Source organism: Nocardia sp. NPDC055002, from assembly GCF_053608825.1.
On the sequence record NZ_JBSGWE010000001.1, the window covers coordinates 488549 to 508890 of the forward strand.

General features: G+C 66.6%; 26 protein-coding genes. 15 read left to right on the top strand and 11 right to left on the bottom strand.

The annotated features are described in order from the left end of the window. The first annotated feature begins 35 nt into the window (after positions 1 to 35). The gene (locus ACWF99_RS02315) at positions 36 to 317 is read left to right on the top strand and encodes a hypothetical protein (protein WP_378629317.1); all 282 of its coding nucleotides are present in this window, start codon (positions 36 to 38) and stop codon (positions 315 to 317) included. Between the two features lie 253 nt (positions 318 to 570). Further along, positions 571 to 1239, top strand: a complete 669-nt coding sequence (locus tag ACWF99_RS02320) for a ferritin-like domain-containing protein (RefSeq protein ID WP_452534137.1) — start codon at positions 571 to 573, stop codon at positions 1237 to 1239. Between the two features lies 1 nt (position 1240). Here the strand turns inward: ACWF99_RS02320 and ACWF99_RS02325 are convergent, their stop codons facing one another. From ACWF99_RS02325 to ACWF99_RS02335, 3 genes are read right to left on the bottom strand one after another with little or no spacing between them, the layout of a single operon-like run. Further along, entirely contained in the window at positions 1241 to 1582 is a 342-nt protein-coding gene (locus ACWF99_RS02325) for a nucleotide disphospho-sugar-binding domain-containing protein (RefSeq protein ID WP_452534138.1), read from the bottom strand. Continuing rightward, positions 1474 to 1875, bottom strand: coding sequence for a hypothetical protein (locus ACWF99_RS02330; RefSeq protein WP_452535327.1), 402 nt, complete (start codon positions 1873 to 1875; stop codon positions 1474 to 1476). The genes ACWF99_RS02325 and ACWF99_RS02330 overlap by 109 nt, the downstream gene beginning before the upstream one ends. A gap of 5 nt (positions 1876 to 1880) precedes the next feature. After that, on the bottom strand, positions 1881 to 2489 hold the full coding sequence (locus ACWF99_RS02335) for a CatB-related O-acetyltransferase (protein WP_452535294.1): 609 nt from the start codon (positions 2487 to 2489) through the stop codon (positions 1881 to 1883). Positions 2490 to 2670: 181 nt separating this feature from the next. Between ACWF99_RS02335 and ACWF99_RS02340 the strand changes: the two genes are divergently transcribed. After that, entirely contained in the window at positions 2671 to 3291 is a 621-nt protein-coding gene (locus tag ACWF99_RS02340) for a TetR/AcrR family transcriptional regulator (protein WP_452534140.1), read from the top strand. A 91-nt stretch (positions 3292 to 3382) separates the two neighbouring features. On the opposite strand, the gene ACWF99_RS02345 is transcribed toward ACWF99_RS02340, so the two are convergent. Beyond that, a complete protein-coding gene (locus ACWF99_RS02345) occupies positions 3383 to 4027 on the bottom strand; it encodes a DUF4097 family beta strand repeat-containing protein (protein ID WP_452534142.1) in 645 nt (214 codons plus the stop codon). 116 nt (positions 4028 to 4143) lie between these two features. Then, positions 4144 to 4662 carry a pyridoxamine 5'-phosphate oxidase family protein gene (locus tag ACWF99_RS02350; RefSeq protein ID WP_378629329.1) on the bottom strand — a complete coding sequence of 173 codons (519 nt, stop codon included), beginning with the start codon at positions 4660 to 4662 and terminating at the stop codon, positions 4144 to 4146. A gap of 257 nt (positions 4663 to 4919) precedes the next feature. Between ACWF99_RS02350 and ACWF99_RS02355 the strand changes: the two genes are divergently transcribed. From ACWF99_RS02355 to ACWF99_RS02365, 3 genes are all read left to right on the top strand, one after another. Then, positions 4920 to 5576 (top strand): MBL fold metallo-hydrolase, encoded by a 657-nt coding sequence (locus ACWF99_RS02355; RefSeq protein ID WP_452534145.1) that lies wholly within the window; start codon positions 4920 to 4922, stop codon positions 5574 to 5576. 94 nt (positions 5577 to 5670) lie between these two features. Continuing rightward, positions 5671 to 6567, top strand: coding sequence for a sterol desaturase family protein (locus tag ACWF99_RS02360; protein ID WP_452534147.1), 897 nt, complete (start codon positions 5671 to 5673; stop codon positions 6565 to 6567). Beyond that, positions 6564 to 7073: a DoxX family protein gene (locus ACWF99_RS02365; protein ID WP_452534149.1), complete on the top strand. Its 510-nt coding sequence runs from the start codon at positions 6564 to 6566 to the stop codon at positions 7071 to 7073. Before ACWF99_RS02360 ends, ACWF99_RS02365 begins: the two co-directional genes overlap by 4 nt. 6 nt (positions 7074 to 7079) lie before the next feature. Here the strand turns inward: ACWF99_RS02365 and ACWF99_RS02370 are convergent, their stop codons facing one another. Then, positions 7080 to 8162 (bottom strand): epoxide hydrolase family protein, encoded by a 1083-nt coding sequence (locus tag ACWF99_RS02370; RefSeq protein ID WP_452534151.1) that lies wholly within the window; start codon positions 8160 to 8162, stop codon positions 7080 to 7082. 102 nt (positions 8163 to 8264) lie between these two features. On the opposite strand from ACWF99_RS02370, the gene ACWF99_RS02375 reads away from it, so the two are divergent. Further along, a complete protein-coding gene (locus ACWF99_RS02375) occupies positions 8265 to 8744 on the top strand; it encodes a MarR family winged helix-turn-helix transcriptional regulator (protein WP_452534153.1) in 480 nt (159 codons plus the stop codon). A gap of 89 nt (positions 8745 to 8833) precedes the next feature. Here the strand turns inward: ACWF99_RS02375 and ACWF99_RS02380 are convergent, their stop codons facing one another. Next, positions 8834 to 10555 carry an N-acyl-D-amino-acid deacylase family protein gene (locus tag ACWF99_RS02380; protein WP_452534155.1) on the bottom strand — a complete coding sequence of 574 codons (1722 nt, stop codon included), beginning with the start codon at positions 10553 to 10555 and terminating at the stop codon, positions 8834 to 8836. Positions 10556 to 10612: 57 nt separating this feature from the next. On the opposite strand from ACWF99_RS02380, the gene ACWF99_RS02385 reads away from it, so the two are divergent. After that, positions 10613 to 11203, top strand: coding sequence for a TetR/AcrR family transcriptional regulator (locus ACWF99_RS02385; RefSeq protein ID WP_452534157.1), 591 nt, complete (start codon positions 10613 to 10615; stop codon positions 11201 to 11203). Between the two features lie 27 nt (positions 11204 to 11230). Here ACWF99_RS02385 and ACWF99_RS02390 read toward each other — a convergent pair whose 3' ends face one another. Beyond that, the gene (locus ACWF99_RS02390) at positions 11231 to 11944 is read right to left on the bottom strand and encodes a hypothetical protein (RefSeq protein WP_452534159.1); all 714 of its coding nucleotides are present in this window, start codon (positions 11942 to 11944) and stop codon (positions 11231 to 11233) included. Between the two features lie 230 nt (positions 11945 to 12174). Here ACWF99_RS02390 and ACWF99_RS02395 point away from each other — a divergent pair, with 230 nt between their 5' ends. Then, positions 12175 to 12615 carry a hypothetical protein gene (locus tag ACWF99_RS02395; protein ID WP_378652518.1) on the top strand — a complete coding sequence of 147 codons (441 nt, stop codon included), beginning with the start codon at positions 12175 to 12177 and terminating at the stop codon, positions 12613 to 12615. Positions 12616 to 12651: 36 nt separating this feature from the next. Here ACWF99_RS02395 and ACWF99_RS02400 read toward each other — a convergent pair whose 3' ends face one another. Continuing rightward, complete coding sequence (locus tag ACWF99_RS02400) at positions 12652 to 13773, bottom strand: acyl-CoA dehydrogenase family protein (RefSeq protein ID WP_378652515.1); 1122 nt, start codon at positions 13771 to 13773, stop codon at positions 12652 to 12654. Between the two features lie 117 nt (positions 13774 to 13890). Here ACWF99_RS02400 and ACWF99_RS02405 point away from each other — a divergent pair, with 117 nt between their 5' ends. Next, positions 13891 to 14589 carry a winged helix-turn-helix transcriptional regulator gene (locus ACWF99_RS02405; protein ID WP_378629354.1) on the top strand — a complete coding sequence of 233 codons (699 nt, stop codon included), beginning with the start codon at positions 13891 to 13893 and terminating at the stop codon, positions 14587 to 14589. Positions 14590 to 14607: 18 nt separating this feature from the next. On the opposite strand, the gene ACWF99_RS02410 is transcribed toward ACWF99_RS02405, so the two are convergent. Then, positions 14608 to 15159: a hypothetical protein gene (locus ACWF99_RS02410; RefSeq protein WP_452534162.1), complete on the bottom strand. Its 552-nt coding sequence runs from the start codon at positions 15157 to 15159 to the stop codon at positions 14608 to 14610. Positions 15160 to 15288: 129 nt separating this feature from the next. Here ACWF99_RS02410 and ACWF99_RS02415 point away from each other — a divergent pair, with 129 nt between their 5' ends. Further along, positions 15289 to 15528 (top strand): hypothetical protein, encoded by a 240-nt coding sequence (locus tag ACWF99_RS02415; RefSeq protein ID WP_378629358.1) that lies wholly within the window; start codon positions 15289 to 15291, stop codon positions 15526 to 15528. A 76-nt stretch (positions 15529 to 15604) separates the two neighbouring features. Continuing rightward, on the top strand, positions 15605 to 16807 hold the full coding sequence (locus ACWF99_RS02420; protein WP_378629360.1) for a site-specific integrase: 1203 nt from the start codon (positions 15605 to 15607) through the stop codon (positions 16805 to 16807). A gap of 69 nt (positions 16808 to 16876) precedes the next feature. On the opposite strand, the gene ACWF99_RS02425 is transcribed toward ACWF99_RS02420, so the two are convergent. Further along, positions 16877 to 17359 (bottom strand): nitroreductase family deazaflavin-dependent oxidoreductase, encoded by a 483-nt coding sequence (locus ACWF99_RS02425; RefSeq protein ID WP_378629363.1) that lies wholly within the window; start codon positions 17357 to 17359, stop codon positions 16877 to 16879. 110 nt (positions 17360 to 17469) lie between these two features. Here ACWF99_RS02425 and ACWF99_RS02430 point away from each other — a divergent pair, with 110 nt between their 5' ends. From ACWF99_RS02430 to ACWF99_RS02440, 3 genes are all read left to right on the top strand, one after another. Continuing rightward, entirely contained in the window at positions 17470 to 18015 is a 546-nt protein-coding gene (locus ACWF99_RS02430; protein ID WP_452534165.1) for a nitroreductase/quinone reductase family protein, read from the top strand. Positions 18016 to 18251: 236 nt separating this feature from the next. Continuing rightward, complete coding sequence (locus ACWF99_RS02435; RefSeq protein WP_452534166.1) at positions 18252 to 19574, top strand: family 1 glycosylhydrolase; 1323 nt, start codon at positions 18252 to 18254, stop codon at positions 19572 to 19574. A 38-nt stretch (positions 19575 to 19612) separates the two neighbouring features. Continuing rightward, entirely contained in the window at positions 19613 to 20335 is a 723-nt protein-coding gene (locus ACWF99_RS02440; protein WP_378652493.1) for a TetR/AcrR family transcriptional regulator, read from the top strand. Positions 20336 to 20342: the final 7 nt, after the last annotated feature.

The following is a 20342-nucleotide window of genomic DNA, read 5'->3' on the forward strand; positions in this document are numbered from 1 at the left end:
GCCGGAATTTCGCCGAATCAACTGCCAGGAGAAAAATGCGTTCTGTCACAGCCGGTGCCGTCGCGGTAGCCGTCGCCGCCACCATCGCCTGCCTCGCCGGACCGGCCAACGCTGCCGACAACCCCGCGGAGCCCAACGAGATCATCACCATCGACCTCAATCTGCTCGGGTGCTCCATCGGTGCCGGGCTCGGTGGCGAACTCGCCGCCGCGTTCACCGGAGCCACGACGGGCTCCGCCACCGGATCGAGCAGCAGCGTCGACACCGGCTTCGCCTCCCGCCTGCGCGCGGCCGGCTGCTTGCCGTCCTGGAAGTAGCCCAGGCGGACACCCGGCGCCGAGTCACTGGAAGTTGACCTTCCTGGTGACTCGGCGTCGGTCGCGCGCCGGGTCCGCTGGCGGCCGACTCCCGCTTCGGGTACGACTGGAGGCGAGCAGAGGGGGACGCTGTGCGGGAATCGAAAAACGCGACATCAGCGATCGGTCACGGGGCAGGTGGCCGAAGAGTGCGTTCCACCGAGGAATGGCTCGCCTATTTCCAGCAGAATGCGCTCCGGCAGCGCGAGATTCCGTGGCAATCGAACGGGTCGGGGCATCTCCCGCCGAGATGGCACCCCTTCGCCGGTCGCTGCAGGCCTGGCAGCTCGGCGAAACGTCGGATGGGCGGCACCTGGCGGCGTCCGCTGACCGATTTGCCACTGCCACCGACGATCCCGCGTATCGCGATGTCATCGACCTGTTCATCCGGGAGGAACAGCGCCATGGCGCGCTGCTGGGTAGGATCTTGGACGATGCGGGAATTCCACGGCGACAAGCTGATTGGGGCGACACGCTCTTTCGCAGACTTCGGTACAGCATCACCGACATCGAAGTCTGGACCACCCCCGTGGTCATGGTCGAAGTTCTGGCGATGGTCTATTACAACGCGATCCGTCGGGCTACCGGCTCACCGGTCCTGCGCGCGGTCTGCGCCCAGATCCTCGCCGACGAGGTGCCCCATGTGCGGTTGCAATGTGAGCGACTCGCGGTGCTGCTCCACAACCGATCCCGCACCCGCTACCGCTGCACCATGCTCGTCCACCGTGTCCTGTTCCTCGCCGTGATGCTCCTGGTGTGGGTCGGCCACCACCGCGCGCTGCGCGCCGGCGGGTACACATGGACGCACTACCGCCGGGCCGCCTACGCCACAATGAACCGCGCATGGCACCGCATGGATCCGCAACGCTACGTCTGGACCTGATTCAGCCCAGCAGCTTTTCGATGAGGTCGGCCGCGCGCATCGTCCCGCCTTCGGCGTGTGCGTCGGCACGCAGTCGAGCGCAGCGGCGAGCGACTCGCGGGTCTGTGATCACGTCGTGCAGAGCCTGGCGGAGGTTCGCGGCGGTGGCGTCCGCGGTGTCGATGCGGCGGGCAACGCCCAGTTCGACGAGCCGGTCCGCGTTCATGAACTGCTCGGCGCCCTGGGGCACAGCGATCATCGGGACACCCGCCAGCAGTCCCTCGCCGCAGCCGCCCATGCCGACGTGGGTGACGAAGGCGTCGGCGCGTTGCAGGATCGCCCGCTGGGGAACCCAGGAGTGCACTTCGACATTGGGGGCGATGTCGCCGAGCTCGCTGCGAGCTGGGCATTGTCGAGGAACAGATTCATCACCGCGACAGGGTCTTCGGGCCAGGTGTTGTCGGCCACCGGCAGCATCGAGGTGCACGCGATCAGCTCGGCGCCGGCTTCGGTGATCAGGTCCGCGACGGCCGGGTCGTTGGCGTAGGTGACGCGGTGGCCGCGAGTCACCAGCTCACGGATCAGCTCCAGGCTCGGCAGGACGTGGCTGACGATGGGGGTGCCGATCATCGCGATATGGGCAGGGTGAGAGGGCATTTCACTCACTTCGAGGATTCGGCGGCGGCTTCGAGGTCGTCGATGCTGCCGGACATGATCGCCGGCACGTGTGCGGTGATGTGCTCGGCCGGCCAGTCCCACCACGCGACTGCCAGCAGGCGGGCGATGTCGCGGTCGTCGAAGCGGGTTCGGATGAGGCGGGCGGGATTTCCGCCGACGATGCCGTAGTCGGGGACATCGCCGGTGACGACCGAGCCTGTGCTGATGATGGCGCCGTGGCCGATCCGCACGCCGGGCATCACCGTCGCGCCGTTGCCGAACCAGACGTCGTTGCCCACGACGGTGTCGCCTCGGCCCGGCAGGCCGGTGAGCAGGTCGAAGTGGTCCGACCAGGAACCGCCCATGGTGGGGAACGGGAAAGTCGACGGGCCGTCCATGCGGTGGTTGGCGCCGTTCATGATGAACCGCGTTCCGGTGCCCAGGGCGCAGAACTTCCCGATGATCAGTTTCTCCGGACCGTAGTGGTAGAGGACGTTGCGGGTTTCGAAGGCGGTCGGGTCGTCGGGATCGTCGTAGTAGGAGTACTCGCCGACCTCGATGAGCGGTGAGGCGATCAGCGGCTTCAACAGCACAACCCGGGGCTGCTCGGGCATGGGGTGCAGCACGGTCGGGTCGGCGGGAACAGGCGTGCGATCGTGCGGCACAGCGGAACTCCTTCGGCGCGTGGGCTGTCCGGTGGCGGTGGACGTCGAACACCAAGGCTTTCTAATACGACATCTGTCGCACTAAGCTACGACGGTAGCACTGTCCCGTCAAGCGATCGGTTTGCCGACAATGAGATCCGCATCGAATGCTTCCGAGCCCGCTCCCCCGACGCGCCCCCGCCCGGGTGGCCGCACCGCGCGCATCCGAACCCAGGTGCTCGACGCCGTCACCGCCGAGCTGGCCGAACATGGTTACGACGCACTGAGCATGGACGCGGTCGCGGCTCGCGCGGGCGTGCACCGCGCGACGGTGTATCGCCGCTGGCAAGACGTCGGAGGCCTGCTCGCCGACCTCTTCGACGCGGCGAGCGGCCAGGAGTGGCACCCCCGCGACACCGGCTCCCTGCGCGGTGACCTCGCCGCGCTCAACCACGAGATCCAGGATTCGTTCACCGCGGAGCCCTCGCTCGCGATGGCACTGATCGCCGCGTCGTTCCGATCCGAGGACGCGGCCCGAGCGCTGCGGCGCCTCTGGGATGACCGCTACACCAAGTCCGAGATCATCGTCGAGCGTGCGATCGGTCGCGGCGAGCTGGCATCCGGCGTCGACGCACGAGCCCTCCTGATCGCCGCGACCGCACCGATCTACCACCACCTGGTCCTGTTACGCAGCCCACACGATCCCCACCTGCCCGACCTCGCGGCCACCAGCGCCACCCTCGCGGCAGACGCGGGCGCTTTCACCCGATGACCCACTCCCACCGATCGGGGATGCGGGCGCTGCGAGGACGGCGAGGTGGCACGCGAACGGCTTCGGGCACACCAGCGTCGAAACCCTCGGTCTATACGAGGGTTCCGTGGCCGACGATGACGTTGCCGTAGAGGTTGCGCGCGAAAACCTGAACGGCCTCCCCGCTCGTCTTCGACTGGTCGACGGGTTCCATCCGGTTCTGCACACTGCCGTGCAGCGCGTTGACCTCCAGCCGCGCCGCACTGCCCGGGCGGATGCCGACCTCGAGGTCGCCCATCGAAGTGTCCAGTCGCAGCACCCCCCGCGCGGCCTCGTCGACGCGGATGTTGCCCTTGGCGGTCTTCGCGCTGACCGAACCGCTCGGGCGCTCGACCACGATGTCACCGGCGGACACTTCGAGATCGCACTGGTCGAATTCGCCGACACTCACCAGTCGACCCATCGCGAGAGTCGCATCGAGTGCGGAGCCGCTCGGCACCTCGATGGTCACCGAGACCGACGGGTTGCCACCGAACGGGGTGAAGGACTTCCACTTCTTCGGAGCCTCGACCGTGAGCTTGCCGGCGGCGAACTCGACCCGAATCTGTTCGGCGGCACGGACATCGGCCTTGCTGGAGGTGTCGACCGGGCGGACCTCGACAACAGTGTCGGTGCGATCGGAGGCGACCACGGTGACGTCACCACAGGGCACGTCGACGGCGACGGCGACCGGCTGCGGCGTCTGGAAAGTAGGCATCTGTACTCCTAGGCTACGAAGGGTTGTACGTAGATGTATACGTACATTGCGTGCTCTCACTATAAGTAGATGTATACGTATAGCGCAAGAGGGAGTTTTCGGCCGTGCACAGACGATCAGGGAGCGAGCCTCGCGACATCGGGCGCGTAGACCGTCATCCAGTGTGGACGCAGGCGGTAGTAGACCACCTCGTTGTCCCAGTCGAAGGCGTCGCCGCCGTAGAAGTCCTGGAAGTACGCCAGTAGCTCCGGCCAGCCCGCGCCGGGCGCGCCGCCCAGCGGGTTGAGGATCTCGACCGTGCCGTGGGTGAACACGCCCAAGTTCTCACCGCGCAAGTGCGCGACGCTGGCTGCGGGCCTGGCCGCGAGGTGGCGCGCCTTCGCGGCAGTGCGCGCCGTGCCGAAGTGCCATTGTCCGTGCAGGAAATGTCCGTCTACCGCGCTGATCCGCGGTTCGCCCTTCGCCGTCACGGTGGACAGCGCGAGGGTGCACATACCGGTGAGGGTCTGGGTGAGTTCGGCTGCGGTCATTGTGTTCTCGGCGTCGATGATCGATCGCAAGTGTGATGTGGCGCTGGTGAGCGAGGCGTCGAGAAGCGCCTGAAGTGCTGCGAGGTCTTCTGGAGTTTCACGCAAGGCGATCCCTTATCTGTGGGGCGATGTGTCGATCGGCGATTCCCATCGTCGACCACAACCTTGACAACGGGTGTCATGTTTTCGCCTGGATCTTCGCTGCCCGACAGGCAAGGCGCGCTACGCCGCGGCGATATTACTTCGAGGTAATATCGCCGGGAGCGGGCCCGGCGAATGGAAGCACGAGCGGGTGGCCACAGCGCAGCGACTGCCGCGCACAGAAGTTCTTCCTACGATCACCGACAGATCAGGAGAAGCGCATGCCACAGATGGCGGTCACTTCCTTCGGACACTCCGCTCTGCGACTCGAACGTGACGGCCTGTCGCTGGTCATCGACCCCGGGGTGCTCGCCCCCGCCGCCGCCTTCGACGATGTCGCCGCATTCCTGATCACACACGACCACCCCGACCACGTGAATACCGCGCTGGTGGCGTCAGCCCTGGCCGCCGACCCGCGCAGTCGCGTCTGGGCTCCCAGGGATGTCGCCGACGGTCTGGCCGCGGCCGGAACTTCGGCCGACCAGATCGACGTCGTGACAGACAGTCGCGCTTTCGAGGCTGCGGGGATGGCTGTCGAGGCGATCGCCGGCGTGCACGCCGAGGTGCACGACACACTGCCCTCGCCGGTGAACCTCGCCTACGTGATCGACGGACGCATGCTCCATCCCGGTGACGCGTTCCCGGCGCTGCCCGACGGCATCGATATCGAGGTGTTGTTCCTGCCGGTGAGCGGACCGTGGATGCGGTTCGCCGACGCCGTCGACTACGTCGCCGCACTGCGCCCGCGGGTGATCGTCCCGATCCACGACGGCGACCTCAACGATGTGGGGCTGACGCTGACCGATCAGATGAGCGCGATTCTGCCCGGCGAGGGCGTGTATCACCGTCTTCGCGTCGGGGAGCCGGTCGAGCTCTAGCTCCGGACAGCAATGGCGAGGCGACCGATGGACAGACGTTGACAGTGAATTTACTATTTTGTAAATTACTCATACGTCAATAAGAGGAGTCGGCTTGCTGTCCGCGTTCTGGGACCACATCAACAACCCTTTGATCTACGCAGTTCCGTTCTTCCTCGTCTTCACCGCCATCGAAGCGCTGAGTCTGCGCCACGCGGACGCCGAGGACACACCGCGGGCCTACTCGCCCATCGACTCGCGCACCAGCATCACGATGGGTTTCGGTGCGATGGGCGCGATGGCACTGTTCAAGCTGGCGACGCTGTTCGTGTTCGTGATCCTCTACGCCGAGCTGGCGCCCTGGAAGTTGCCCACCGGCTCCTGGTGGTACTGGCCGTTGTTGATGGTGGTCGTCGATATCGCCTGGTACTGCAATCACCGGTTCTCCCACCGTGTCCGCATCGGCTGGGCCGCGCATCAGGCGCATCACTCGAGTGAGTACTTCAACCTCGGCACCGCGCTGCGACAGAAGTGGAACCCCTGGTCGGAGGCCATCTTCTGGGCGCCGCTACCCCTGCTGGGCTTCGCACCGTGGACGATCTATGTGGCCTTCGCCTTCAATCTGATCTACCAGTTCTTCACCCACACCGAGACGATCGACAAGATGTGGCGCCCGCTCGAATTCGTGTTCAACACCCCGTCCCACCATCGCGTCCATCACGGCAGCGACCCGGAATACCTGGACCGCAACTACGGCGGCATCCTGATCATCTGGGACCGCATGTTCGGCACCTTCCAGGCGGAACTGCACACTCCCACTTACGGTCTCACCACCCCGGTCGGCACCTACAACGTGCTGCGCCTGCAGTATCACGAGTACGCCAACATCGTCCGCGACGTTCGCCGTGCGAGCCGCTGGCGTGACCGGCTCGGCTACGTCTTCGCCCCGCCCGGGTGGCAACCGGCTGTGCGGGAACCCGCGGTGAGTGTCGCGAAGAAGCAGGCGGCATGAACTCCGTCGACGCCGCGGCCCTCGTTCTCCGACTCACCCTCGGTGCCGTGGTCCTCGCTCACGGCATCAATCACGCTTGGGGTGACGGCAAGCTCACCGGCACGGCGGGCTGGTTCGCCTCGATGGGTCTTCGTCCGGGGATGGTGCACGCGGTGCTCGCCACGGTGACCGAGATCGCGGCCGGCCTGCTGCTCATCGTCGGGCTGCTCACTCCTTTCGCCGCAGCCGCGGTCGTTTCGACCATGACGGTCGCCTTGGTCACCGCACACCGGGGCAACGGGTTCTTCATCTTCCGGCCCGGCCAGGGCTGGGAGTACACCGCTGTTCTCGCCGCGATGGCCGTCGCCGTCGCCACTCTCGGGCCGGGTCGCTGGTCGGTTGATCATCTGGCCGGCATCGCGATGGACGGCGCAGCGCCGCTGACGATCTCGGTTGTGCTCGGCGTCGTCTCTGCGACGCTGCTGCTCGGTGTGTTCTGGCGGCCCACACCGCGCGACAGCCGCTGAGCGAGGTCAGCCCTCCTTGATGCCGTTCAGGAAGAACTCTCGGATATCGGCGGCGAGCAGGTCGGGAACCTCCATCGCGGCGAAGTGACCGCCCCGGTCGAATTCCGACCAGTGCCTGATGTCGTAGACCTGCTCGGCCAGCGGGCGCACCGACTGGGTGATGTCATGGGCGAAGACGGCGACGCCGAGAGGCACCGGGCACGGCTCGCTCCCCCGCGCCGATTCCCGGTGCAGGCGTGCCGAGGACGCCGCGGTGGCGGTGAGCCAGTACAGGGAGACGTCGGTGAGCATCCGGTCGTCGCTGATCGGTGAGCGTGGGTCTGTCCATTGCGCGAAACGTTCGGCGATCCAGGCGAGCTGGCCGACGGGCGAGTCGGTGAGCGCGTAGCCGATGGTCTGCGGGGTGACGGCCTGGAGCGCCTGGTAGGGCGGTCGATTCGCCATCAAGTGTTTGATCTTGTCGAGTCGTGCTTCGTCGGCGTCGGAGAGTTCGACGTCCGGGTTCGGGCGGGTCGGCAGGTAGTTGACGTGGACGCCGACAACGTTGCCCGGTGCCACTGCTGCGAGTGACTGGGAGATGCCCGAGCCGAAGTCACCCCCTTGGGCGCCGTAACGCGCGTAGCCCAGCCGCCGCATCAACTCGGCCCACGCGCGTGCCACTCGGACGATGTCCCAGCCGCGCTCGTGGGTCGGCCCGGAGAAGCCGTAGCCCGGAATGGACGGGATCACCAGGTGGAAGTCGCGCGACAGCGGTTCGATCACGTCGAGGAATTCCAGAAACGAGCCGGGCCAGCCGTGGGTGAGGATCAGGGCGAGCGCGTCCGGCTTCGGCGAGCGGACATGGACGAAATGGATGTTCTGGCCGTCGATTTCGGTGGTGAAGTGCGCGAGTTCGTTGAGTTTCGTCTCATGCGCTCGCCAGTCGTAGCCGGTGCGCCAGTATTCGGCGAGCGCCTTCAGCCGCGCCAGCGGGAAGCCGTAGTCCCAGCCGGCGTCAGCGAGCTCGTTGGGCCAGCGGGTGCGGGCGAGGCGGTCGTTGAGGTCGTCGATATCGGCCTGGGGGATGTCGACGCGGAACGGCTCGATCATGCTCTCAACTCCTTCGTCTGCCCAATGTTCGGGCGACTAATGTTTGTGCGACCAACGATATAACGATCGTTGGTCGCACAAACGATTTGTTAGAGTTGTCACATGGAACACCCACCCGAGCCGTCCCCAGCCAGGTGGAAAAACCTGCCCACCTGGCTACTCACCCAAACAGCGAACCACGCCCACCGCCTGGTCAGCGATGGTTTCGCGGCCGCCGACGCCCGCGGTTACCACTACCGGATCCTGGCCACCCTCGACGAATTCGGCCCAGCCAGCCAAGCCACCCTGGGTCGCCGCAGTGGCATCCACGTCAGCGACATGGTCGCCACCATCAACGAACTCGCCGACCACGACCTCGTCGACCGCGACCCCGACCCCACCGACCGCCGCCGCAACGTCATCACCCTCACCACCCCGGGCAAACGCCAACTCCGCCGCCTGGAAAAGCAACTCGCCCATAGCCAAGAAGAACTCCTCGACCCACTCTCCCCCGCGGAACGGCAGCAGTTGACCGGCCTGCTGTCGAAGCTGCTGGAGCACCACAATCAGCGAACCGGGTACCCGGACGAGCCGCTGCGCTGAAGCACGAATGATGGGCTCGTACATGGTGGCCGTCGAGTAACAGCGCTGGTTGCGGCTCGTCCGGTGGAGAGGCGGCCGGGCTTGGGCTGTTACTCGGCCGGCAGGAACTGCCCGGCGTGCACTGTGGTGCCGAATCCTTCGGCGAAAACACCGTATTCGTAGAGCACGTGTCCGGCCACGATCGTGGCCGCGACGGCGCGGTCGTTGCGGTTGACCATGCGGTCGACCCCGTCGAGGCCGGGCATGGGCGATTCGGCGTAGGCGGCACTGGAACCGTCGAAGCCGGCGGGGTCGATGATCGCGATATCAGCGCGCGACCCGAGGTCGAGGTGTCCGGCGTCGAGCCCGTACCAGTCGGCCAACTCGCCGGTGAGGCGATGCACCGCGGTCTCGAGAGGCATGAATTTGCGGGTGTGTACCCGCTCGAGCATCCGGACCCCGAAGTTGTAGAAGGCCATATTGCGCAGGTGGGCGCCGGAATCGGCGAACCCGACCTGCACTTGGGCCGATTGCTGGAGTCGATCGAGAACGTCGTCGCGGTCATTGGCGATGGTGGTGCGCCAGCGCAGGTCCGTGCCGTACGCCACCGCCAGATCCAGCAGCGCGTCGACCGGGGAGAGGCCCCGCTCGACCGCGACCGAGCCGAACGACTTTCCCACTACCGAGACGTCGGGGCAGGCCACGATCTCGGCATCGTGCAGGTCGCGATGCCACACCTTGAAGCCGCTCGCCGTCATCTCCTTGCGGAAGCGCTCTCGGAAGGTTTCATCGTCCAGCAGTTCGCCGCGGGCGATGACATCACGAATGTTCAAAGCCGCTGCACCGGCACCGAATTCCTCGAACACGACCACGTCGATACCGTCGGCGTAGACCTCGAACGGGACCGGTAGGTGCTGCCAGCGGAACCCGTCACCGCCGAGTTTGTTGACGATCTTCGCCGCGGCGATCGCCATGCGCACCACGGTGCGGTCGGCCTTGACGTCGGCGGCGCTGATGATGGTGGTCTTGAGCGGCTTGCGCTTTCGGCCCATGCTCTGGGCGAAGTAGCGTGCCATCTCCGAGCGTTTGGCGAGATTGGGTGTGCTCTGATGGATTCGGCCACGCGCGCGCAGCAGCGCGTTGAGCGCACCGAATTCGCGCCAGCTGGCATAGGTCGAGGGCAGCAACCGTGCGGGCCATCGGGTCCCCTCCAGCTTGGAGAACGAGCTGCGGATCGTGGAAAGACCGACGAATCCGGCATCGAGGGCGGCGGTCAGCATTGATTTCATCCGTGCCAGCTCGGCGTCGGTGGGTACGACGCTGGGGGAAGTCGCGCGATCCAAACCCATGACCGCGGCACGGATATCGGAGTGCCCGAGAAATCCGGCGACATTGCAGCCGAGCGGCAGCGCGTTGATGGCATCGACGTAGGACTGGGGATCGGTCCAGGTCTTGTGCTCCTTGACCGCGGAATGCACCGCGTCCCAGGGCAACGCCTCGACGCGGGCGAACAGGTCGGCGCAGTCGTCGGCGCCGGCGTAGACCGTCGAGAGCGAGCAATTGCCGAGCACGACCGAGGTGACCCCGTGCCGCACGCTCTCACCCAGGCCCGGCGATCCCAGGACCTCGGCGTCGTAGTGGGTGTGTACATCGAGCATGCCGGGGATCACCCATTTGCCGGTGGCGTCGATCTCGCGCTCGGCGGTTCCCGACTCGATGGTCCCGAGCGCGACGATCTTGCCTTCACGCACGCCGATATCAGTGCGAACGGGTGCCGACCCCGCACCGTCGAACACGGTGCCGTTGCGGATGACGAGCGAATAGTGCGACATCAGAACCCTTCGATACTGGCGAGTATTGAAATTTGGATACTGGCGAGTATCGTCAGCATGGTGACCACAGTCAACCCCCGAATCCGCACCCCGCGCGCTGAAGTACGGGAGAGAGTCCTGGCCGCGGCCCTGTCCGAGTTCGCAGGCAAAGGGTTCGTCGGCACCACGATCGACGCGATCGCCGACGTCGCCGGATTCACCAAAGGCGCCGTCTACTCCAACTTCGGTTCCAAAGACGACTTGTTCTTCGCGCTGCTCGACCAGCAGATCAGTCGACGGATCGAGGCGGTCACCGCGCTGGCCGACGCCGCCGCCACCCGACCCACGATCACAGCGATCGGCGATCTGCTGATGCAGGGCATGCTCGACAACCGCGACTGGCAGCTGCTGTTCACCGAATACTGGCTGCGCGCTCTCCGAGACGAGTCGGTCCGCGAGCGATTCGTGCAGCACCGCCGTACCGTCCGCGCCGCGATCGCGGCGGCGGTCCAGCGACTGGACCTCGGAACCGAGGTCGACCCCGCCACGACCGCGGTCCTGGTGCTGGCACTCAACAGCGGGCTGTCGATCGAGGAATTCACCGAACCCGGCGTCGTACCCGCAGACCTGTTCGGCACGGTCCTGCAAGCCATCACAACACAGCGATGACTCCGCAGCCGTCGACGAGCCCGCCGACTACCTCGGCACCTGGCAGACCAGCATCTCGTTGGCGCCCGCCTGAAATTCGTAGTCGACCTCCGCGATCCGGCTGCTGATACCCGATTCGGACAGATCGGCGAGCAACTGGTCGAGCTGCGGGTACCGCTCCGACGAACCGATGGGCGTCAAGGGAAACAGGCGGATCTCGGTGGTGGCGACGCGTGCGAATTCGATGATGGATCGGTGGTGGAAGGTGTAGTCGAGGTCGTCGGCGTAGCTGAAGAGAAGATGGGAGCTCAGGGCCAGGTCGAAGGTGTTGTCGGCGAACGGGAGTGTGGGCAGGCGGCCTGGGATGTAGCGGTGGGGCGAGGTGCGGGAGTGGGTGGCGAAGTGTTCTGCTGACTCGCGGCGGGCACGGTGGTGTTCGTCGGGGTCGGCGAAGAAGGTCCAGCGGTAGGCGTCGGCGTGCTCGCGGACGTATCTGTTGCCGCGGTCGGCTTCGGCGACCGCAGTCGCGGCCACCCGGTCGATGCCACCGTCGAAATAGGCTACGTCGCAGGCGGTTACATCACCGCCGCGTCGGCTGACCTCGGCGGCGAATCCGGCCGCACCGCCCGGGCAGTCCAGAATTCGGCGCTCGAGATCGTCGTCGGTGAGCGCGAACATCGCCCGGTACTCGTGCAGGGAGCGCGAGCTGACGAGGATCTCGCCGAACCCTCCGGTCCCCGTAGACGGGTCGTTGTCGATCATGGTCGTCCTTCCGTTCCGGAACCGCCCGTCGGGTTGGAACAGACGTCGTCACGACATCAGCCGGTGATTGAACCACGTGAAAGTTCGCTCGAGTAGGAGATTTTCACCGCTGTAGCGGATCATGTGGCGGTGAACCAAGATCGATTGAGGGTCAGGGCGACAGAATTCGCCGGCACACCCGAGGTCCGGATGCTGGAGTGGCGTCCGGTCGTGGTGATCTGCGGTCTGACATGAATCCGACCGAACTCGCGGCGGATCTGGATGAACGACAGTTCGCCCGGTACGAATGCCCCTGCTGCGAAGAGCCGATCGAGCGCACCTGGAACATGGTCACCCGCGACGGAATCGCCTACGCGGCGTACTTCGCCAACAGCTACCACCACACCGACCAAGCCCATGACACCTGGATCGACGTCATCCTGGGAACCTGGGACACCGAATCCGCCGACGATCATGTGACTTTCGGTTGCCGTGTCGGCCCGGTCCAGAACAATCCGTACCCGGCGGCGACCCTGGTCCAAGCCTGTCTGGACGGATCCGCCGACGACGTCCACGGAGTGGTGCTCTCGCGCGCGGACGGCTTGGCCCACCCCCGCCTCCCGGAGTTCTGGGATGTCGTCGACTTCGTCTTGGCCAACGACCCGACCGTCACCGCCCACCTGTACCAGTAGACAAGGGGTCACCCGGCGTGGATGACCCCCTGCCGCTCAGTCGAGTGGACTGTGCCCCAACAGCACTCGGCCGCTGAAGCGGGTCTGCTTGGCGCGAGGCAGCGGGTGGAATTGGCAGCCGTGGATGTCGCGGTAGAGGCGCTCGAGGTCGCAGGCACGGGAATAGCCTGCGCCGCCGGTGGTTTCGATCGCCAGGCGGACAGTGGTGATGAGCGCGTCGGCCGCCACGGTTTTGCGGCTGAGGGTGCGGGCGGCGTAGGCGTCGGTGTTGGGGAAACTCAGGTTCTCCGAAGCGGTGAACATGGCGGCCACGAGGTCCTCGGCGGTGGTGTAGGCGTTGAGCATTTCGCCGGCCGACTGGACAGTGTGGGCGTCGGAACGGCCTTCCAGCAGACGCGCGGTGAGCTCGACAGCCGCGTCCGCGACACCGAGATAGGCGGCCAGCACCAAGGGAAGAGCCGCGCCGATCACTACATTCAGCACCGGCGGCCACGGACCCGCCGGGCGGGTCATCGAGATCGCGGCATCGGGCACGAACACCTCGTCGAGCACGACCGTGTGCGACCCGCTCGCCCGCAAACCGAACGAATCCCAGGTCTTGTCGATGCTCACGCCCTCGGCGGCCAACGGGATCGCGAAATGCAGCACCTCACCGTCGCAGCGGACACTGGTGACGAGCACGTCCCCCACCTCACAACCACTCGCGGGCGCCTTCCGCGCACTCACCCTGTACCCACCCTCGACGCGCACGGCCTGACCGTTGGAATCGACCCAATCCGAGGCACCGGTGCTGACCAGAATCGCCCCGCCCGCCACCTTCGCGAACACCGCCGAAGCGTCCACCCCATGGTTGTGCCGCCACACTTGCGCAGCCACCAGGTGCGAATGCATCGCGAACGCGACCGCCGTCGACGGATCGTGCCTGCCGAGTTCACGCAGGATCTCCCCCATCTCCCGATGGGAGGCGCCCCCACCGCCGAACTCGACCGGCACGAGCGCCGCGGACAGACCGCTCGCCCGCAATCGATCGAACGCGGCGACCGAGATTTCGCCGGTGCGGTCCCGCTCAGGGACCTCGAGACGCAAGGTTTCACCGATCTCGCGGGCAACCGAAACCCGGTCGGTGCTGGACGTGGTGTCAGAAATTGTGGAAGTCATGTTTCGAAGGTAGGAAGCGCCGCGATAACCAGATAGTCCAGAAAGTGGACTCTCCCGGTCCAGAAACTGGACCCCGTCGGTGTGACGGAGGAGCAATTGCCGACCGCTGAGGTGCCCATGACCATCACGACCGCAGGCTACGGCCAGTACTGCCCGATCTCGCGCGCTCTCGACGTGCTCGGCGAACGGTGGTCGTTGCTCATCCTGCGCGACCTGTTCCTCGGCACCACCCGCTTCAACGACCTCGCCCGCGGGCTACCGGGTCTGTCGCGCAGCCTGCTCGCCAAACGGCTGCGCCAGTTCGAACGCGCCGGACTCATCGAGAAACTCGGCACCGAACACCTGCTCACCGAAGCGGGCAGCCAGCTCGAGCCCATCCTGTTCGGCCTCGGCGAATGGGGCGCACGCTGGACCTTCGGCGCGCCACAGGAGGAAGAACTCGACGCCGCCCTGCTCGTGTGGTGGATGCACACCCGCGTCGACACCTCCATGCTGCCGGGGCGGCGGCAGGTGCTGCACGTCCGGTTCACCGACGACGTTCGTCGCTTCTGGATCGTGGTCGAAGGCGCGGTGCCCTCGGTGTGTGAGACCGATCCCGGCTATCCCGTCGACGTCACGATCAGCGCGGACGTCGCCGGACTCTACGAGGTGTGGTTGGGGCGCATGCCGCTCACCCACGCGCAACGCACCGGGCGGATCACCTTCACCGGCCCGCCCGCGCTGACCCGCCGCATGCCCTCGGTGTTGCGGTTGAGTCCGGTGGCTGGATATGTAGCGGCAACCGCGCGCCCGGATCAGCAAGCACGCGCCTCGTGATCCGACAACTTTTGCCGTTCAGGCGGATTGGGCTCGCCCGGCGATGCCCATCGCCCAGTGGTACAGCTCTACCGGATCTCCCAGCGTCGCCTGCGATTCAGGTCGCACGAGAACGCCGTTCGCCGCGGACAACAGGTCGTACAGGCCCAGATAGACCCACTCCCACAGCATGCTGTCGAAGTTGTAGGACATCATGGCCCGTTCGACATGCCCGCGGATCTCGGCGATCTCCTTCGACCCCAGTCCCACCCCGTGCAACCGTGCTTCGGTCGCCTGCTGGTCCTCGGCATCGAACCAGGTGTCGAGGAACGGCTCGAGCAGATCAGCCCAGATATCGAGACGTCGATGCACCGCAATCGCGTTGCGTCGGCAGAAATCGTCGAGCGCGAGGCGGTGCTCGGCGCGCACGAACAGCGTCTCACCGGCAGCGGTACGCACGTGTGGAGGTGTCGCGCCCGGATCGGCTTCGCTGATCGCGGATGCCGCGATCACACCGTCGGGATACACCGACGCGCCCGCGAAAGGGTAGTCGGCGAACCGGATTTCCGTGTCGGCGATGACCACCTGCATCGGTCCATGATGTCGGCTCGAGCAGGCCCGGGCCGGGTGTCATGAACTATATGGAACAAAACGTGGCGGTAATCACTACATGCCACGTCATGTTGGCGGCCGCCGTAATCAAAACGTTAGGATTCGACCATGGTGCGTACCGGAGCAGTAACCTCAGAGCCGTACGAACCGAATGTTCCTCTGCCCCAACAGCATCCGGCCCGTCTCGAACTGGTCAGCGAAGCTCCTGACACGGCCGCGGCGCCGACCGGAGCAGTCGACGACCACTTCCCGCGCCTGGGCGACACCAGCTTCCTCACCGGCGCTGCCCGCCACCGCCTCGCGGCCTTCATCCACACCCAGCTCGCCGAACTCGAAGAGATGCCGTGACCGCACGCCGATGACATAAGCTGCGACGCCGGCAACCATCGGCGGCAGAGGCGATTCACGCGGAGGAGTGGCGAGCTTGAGCGACGCATCGGTCGTACTTCCCGAGCAAGTCCGCACCGAGCTGCGCCGCGGAGTGCGCAGCGTCCTCGTCGACACCGCAGCTCTACGCCTGGTTCGCGAACGCTTCGACGACACCCAGGCAGGCGCACTGCGCCGCTACCTCGAAGCGTCCCAATCGGCGAACACCCTGCGCGCCTACCGGACCGACTGGATCGCCTGGGCGGGCTGGTGCGCGGCCGAACACCGACAGGCCCTGCCCGCCGACCCACTCGACGTAGCCGTGTACCTGGCCGCCTCCGCCGACGCCCGACGAGAGAACGGCACGTGGGCGTTCAGCCCGGCCACCCTGGATCGCAAGTCCGCCGCCATCGCCGCAGTCCACGCCGCCAACGGACTCCCCTCACCGACCCGCTCCGACGTCGTGCGACTCACCCTGCGCGGCATCCGCCGCACCCGCCGCACCCCGCCGACCCGGAAACGACCGGTGTTGCTGCACACCCTCGACCAGCTGCTCGCCGAACTCCCCGCACCCGCCTGGCCCACCGAACCCGCGCGCCGCCGAGACGGTCTGGCGTTACTGGTCGGGTTCGCCGGCGCGCTGCGCCGCAGCGAACTGGCGGGCCTGCGCATCAGCGACGTGCACGTACGCACCGACCACACCACCGGCGAACCGCTGCTCGTCGTGCACCTGCCGACAACCAAGACCGACCCGACCGGCATCGCCGAACAGCGCATCGCCCTGCCTCGCGGCAAACACCCACGCACCTGCCCGATCTGCGCGTTCGCCGACTGGGTCCGCCTGCTGGAAGTCCACGCCGACGCCGGCGACGAGGGCGCACGATCCTGGACGGCGAACAACCTCGCCGCCGACACCGCGATCCACCGCTGCCACGGCTTCACCGGAACCCGGCTCAGCACCGACACGGACCGCCCGCTGTTCCCCACCATCAACCGGCACGGCTCGATCGGTGCCACCGCGCTGTCCGGCCGGGCCGTCGCCGAACTCGTCAAGCGCTACGCGGCCCGCGCGGGCCTCGACCCCGACCTGTTCTCCGGGCACTCCCTGCGCGCCGGCTTCGCCACCCAGGCCGCCCTCGGCGGCGCCAGCGACCGCGAGATCATGCGCCAGGGCCGCTGGGCCAACCCCCGCACCGTCCACGGCTACATCCGCACCGCGAATCCGCTCGAAGACAACGCTGTCACCAAACTCGGCCTCTGAATCGCCGCAAACGCTACTCACCGATTCCCGAGGAAGAGAACTTCGCGATCTACCGACAAGGCCCGCTGATCAGGCGATCCGGTCGAGCCGGAAGATGCGGAACTCGCGACCTCCCGAGCGCTGGAACTCCATCTCGTAGCCCGGCCAGAATTCCACGGCCTGGTCCCACACCCGCTTACGCTCGACACCGGTGATCTCGGTGACCGACACCGGGAACGCGGAGCTGCCGTCGAAGCGCGCCGATGCCGTGCGGGCCGCACGCAGGTTCGCCGACCAGGCCGGATGCTCCGGCTTACCCCAGTTCGAGCCCACCAGATAGAAGCCGTCGCCGTCGGGCACACACAGCAGCGAGGTGGTGCGCGGCTGTCCCGACTTGCGCCCGACCACCGTGATCTCGATCGACGGGAGCCCGGCCAGATCGAGCACACCCCACCGACCGCCGCTGAGCCTGCGCAACAGCCGCTCGGTCGGCAGAACGACGCCGGCGCCACGCATCACCCAGGGCTGCGACGCGAACACGCGCGCAAAGCCCGGCAAGGGATTCCAAACCATCCCCGAATCCTGGCTCGAGCGAACCTGGTTCGCCCACTCACGACGGTGTGCTGAGAGCCAACTCACTCGGCGTGCTGGACGATCGATCGCCGCAAGCGGACCATAGGGGCATGGACGAGGCCCGAAACGACGCTCGGCGCACCGCGGCGGAGGCCGAAATCAGCAAACACGGCCGGCTCGTGCGCGGCCCTCGCGACGGCAAGCTGCTCAGCGCGGGCATGCTGCCGTTCTTCCGCCTCCGCACACCCCGTGGGTACGGAATTCTGACCACCACGGGGCGCAAGACCGGTCATCCGCGCCCGAAATGCGTCCGGATCTTCCGCGACGGTGATCGCGCGTACCTGGTCCAGTTGATGCCGCCGCACGTGACAGTTCAGCAGCCCGGCGCGGTCAATGCCTGGCTGCTCAATGTCCGCGCCGATCCGCATGTCACCGTGAAGCTGCCCGGCGGCACCTACAGTGGGATTGCCAGGGAGATCACCGACCCGGCCGAACTCGCCACCGCGCGCGCTCTGCTGTGCGACACCGTGGTGCTGGTCGACTTCGGCGAATGCGCGCTTCACCTGCGCGGTATGCCCTCACGGGCGAAGATCCGGCGGCTGCACGAGTACTGGTTCGACACCGGTCGTGCCGTAGCCGTCGATCTGGCGATTTAGCGGAGGCCCTCCCCCGTCCTTGCTGGTGAGTTCGTCGTTTGGTACGGACATGTCGTGGGTTGAGTAGGTGTTCGGGAACCAAGAGAGCAATACATATTTAGATGCGCATATCTACGTAATTACATGTTGTACTTGTGACAAGTTCCAGCCCCGCCGCTCCGCCTCAATTCCCCCGCACAGTCCCCTCGATGTCGCACACTGGATCTCACTCCCCTCCCCTAGCCGCCAGGAGTGCCATGCCCTCCCCCAGTGGTCGACGCATTCTCGCTACATTCGCTGTGGCCGCTTCGGCCCTGCTCGCGACCGGCCCCTCCCCCGCTCTCGCTCGACCACCCGCACCTGCCCACTTGGCGCCCCTCGGACCCGAATTCCTGTGGGGCGTGGCAGCTTCCGGTTTTCAGGCCGAAGGTGATGCGCCGGACAGCAATTGGCGCCGCTATGTCGAATCGGGGAGCACGGTCGACCCCTACCTGAACTCGGTGGACTTTCGCGCTCGATACCGCTCCGACATCGACCTTGCCGCGAAACTCGGTGTGCGGGTGTACCGCATCGGTATCGAGTGGGCCCGGGTTCAACCGCAACCCGGAATCTGGGACGACGCGGCGCTCGCGTTCTACGACGACGTCATCGCGGCGATCACCGAGGCCGGAATGCGGCCGATGCTGACCCTCGACCACTGGGTGTATCCGGGCTGGGTGGCCGACCGCGGCGGCTGGCGCGATCCCGAGATCGTGACGAACTGGCTGTCCAGCGCCCGCCGCGTCGTCGACCGGTACGCCGGCGCCGATCCGCTGTGGGTGACCTTCAACGAGCCCACGTTCTATCTGGTCAACGATCTGCGCCACGGCGGCATCGGCGCGGCCGACGTCCTGACGATGGGTGAACGAATCACCCAGGCCCACAACAGCATCTACGACTACATCCACGCCGTACACCCCGGCGCACAGGTGACCAGCAACGTCGCCTACATCCCCGCTGTCGACGACGCGGTCAGTGGGCCCCTGCTCGACCGGATCTCCGCGCGCCTGGACTACATCGGCATCGACTATTACTACGGCCTCTCCCCCACGCAGCTGCAAGTCCCCGATCCCGACCGCCTCTGGACGATTCCGCTGCAACCCGAAGGCATCTACTACGCGCTCGACCACTATGCCCGGAAGTTTCCCGGCCGCCCGCTCTACATCGTCGAGAACGGCATCCCCACCGAGAACGGCCGGCCACGCGCCGACGGCTACACCCGCGCGGATTCGCTCCGCGACACCGTCTACTGGCTGCAGCGCGCCGTCGCCGACGGCATCCCGCTGATGGGCTACAACTACTGGAGCCTGACCGACAACTACGAATGGGGCTCCTACACACCCCGTTTCGGCCTCTACACCGTCGACGTGCTCACCGACCCGACGCTGACCCGCACACCGACCGACGCGGTCGCGGCCTACCGGGCGATCACCACGGCGGGTGGCGTCGGCCCCGACTACCGGCCGACGCGCCCCGTCGCTCCGTGCTCGCTCGTCGACGGGCTCGCCAGTTGCACCGATCCGGTGTCGGTCCCCCGGTGAGGGTTTGAAGCGTCAACGTTTGCTCTACACTCGGGCGGGTGTCGAGCACAGCGTCACGCCCCTCCAGCGCCGTGAGCGGCAGGCAAGCCCGATGGCAGCCGCACAACGACAGCCGCCGGGAGCGGATCGTGCTGGCCGCGGTCGAGCTGATCGAACAGGCGCCCGCCGGTGTCGAGGTGCCGATCATCCAGATCGCCGAGCACGCGGGGCTCGCGAAATCGGTGGTCTACCGGCAGTTCGCCGGCCGCGACGAGCTGGATCGCCGGATCAGGAGCGAGATCGCCGACCGTTTCGTGGCCGACATCGAGGACGCGCTCGACATCGCCGAGGGCTCCATCCACGAAATCCTGGTGCGCACGATCGGCGGCGTAGTCACCTGGATCCAGGACCATCCCCGATTACACGAGTTCCTGCGGACCGGGCCGTCGGAGGCCGATCCCGATATCGACGCGATGAGCGCCCTGATCGCCACCATCGCGGGATCGACCCGGGCTCTGGTCACCGGTCTGGCCGGGGTGGTCGGCGTGACCGACGAGGCCTCGGCCGACACGATGACCTTCGCCATCGTGTCGATGACCGAGGCCACCGTCACCCGCTGGGCCAACGACCCCGAGCCCGCCCTCACCAGGGATCAGCTCATCGAGGAAGTCGCCTCCTACGCCTGGCACGTGGTCGACGGCGTCGCCCGCCGCCACGGCCTGAACCTCGATCCCGATCAGCAGCTCACCGAGATCATCACCCAGCTGGTCGCCGGCAACTGAGTCACCG